Below are 1,453 nucleotides of genomic sequence, written 5' to 3'. Positions count from 1 at the left end.
GATTACATCCGGTGAGTTATTGGTTTTGCCGGTAATGATCGCTATCGCACTCGATGGAACCCCGGCACGCCTGGATAATAACCGCTTGATCTTGTTATGCAGGGGCAAAATATCGCAGAATATGATTTGCTTTACGATGGATGACACGCCGCCATTCTCATCAATGCCTCGCGGGGTTGCCTGTTCGTTCTGGAAGTTTTCCAGCAGTGCGGCCAGTTTTGGCGGTACCGACACATCCAGGTCAAGTCCTTGCTTATCAGCCATATCTTCAAACGTGCTTTGGCTGGCTGGATCAATCGTATCTACAACAACTCTGTTTCCAGCAATGATACGGGCTCGAACCGCGATCTTCAGCAATTCATAGTTGTCACCCGAAGAGTCTTTCACTACCTTTTTGCCAATAATCGCGCTTTCTTCAGTCATTGGACCAGGCCGCGCACGATCTTCCGATATTTTCTTGGCGTTGAATGTATCAATAACCGCCTTTGCTTTATCTGCCTGCGATTGAATAAAATTATAGAAAGTTGCGCGCTGGTCAAGTTCTGGATCGGCTATCAACATGGTCATTTTGTTGATCAGATTGAATGGATGTCCGATCAGGTCAATTTCCTCGCCAAAGTGCGTGGAAACCTCGTTAAAAGCATCCTTGCTGCCCCTGTTCGGAATTTTTTTGGTTATCTCATCAATCGCATAACGAAAAGCTGATTTGTACAGTTTCAACCGGCTGACAATATCGCCGGTCAAAGTTACTTGAGAGGCTTTATCTTCGCGGTCAGGCACCACGATTTGTTCGCCCACATCATCTGCATTTTTGATTGATGCGGTTTCTTCAATAGCTTTTCTTAACACCTCAACGTTATTGAGTCCGACAAATACGTCCGTGGTACGCGCCACGCCGTCCATCGTCACGTCATCCTGGTTTTCTTTCTGCACGAAGATGTTCATAAAATCATCCGCGCCCTTGATGCCCAGGCACATATCATTCACACGCTCATGCCCCGATGACAGCGACAACATAGAGTAAACCTCAAGAGGGCTATTGGTAATCGGGGTGGCGGTCAACAGCAGCACGCCATCGCCCAATGATGATTTACCGCGTATGTACCAGGCTTTTGCTTGCGCATCGATACCGCGCTTTGCTGCCGGTGCCATGGATAGGAACTTTGCGCTCTTGAAATCTATGGTCTCGGCTGAGTTTTTAAACATATGCGCTTCATCGATCACAATACTGTCTACGCCCAAATCCTCAAGATACGGTGCGCTACCGGTCTTTGATAACAAGACTGACATTAACCCGGATTGCTTGCCTTTAGCGCGTTCATCAGCCTTTTTATCTTCGCTTGAAGCGAAACTTGCATCAGCTTTACGCAAGAATAGTTCATATTCATGAATTGTTTCTTCGCGCAAGCGGATTCGCTCGAATGCCTCCATTGTCATAAATATTTTGCGGTGT

Annotated in this window: 1 protein-coding gene; it reads right to left on the bottom strand. The window is 47.0% G+C overall.

The window, feature by feature from the left end:
* Window positions 1–1,437, bottom strand: a 1,437-nt coding sequence (locus C7H79_RS17110) for a DEAD/DEAH box helicase (RefSeq protein WP_147383667.1), incomplete at its 3' end; no start/stop codon positions are given.
* Window positions 1,438–1,453: the final 16 nt, after the last annotated feature.

Source organism: Nitrosomonas supralitoralis (assembly GCF_003011925.2).
Lineage (GTDB): Bacteria > Pseudomonadota > Gammaproteobacteria > Burkholderiales > Nitrosomonadaceae > Nitrosomonas > Nitrosomonas supralitoralis.
Note: the sequence above shows the minus strand (reverse complement) of the source record. Positions and strands in the feature narration are given on the sequence as shown.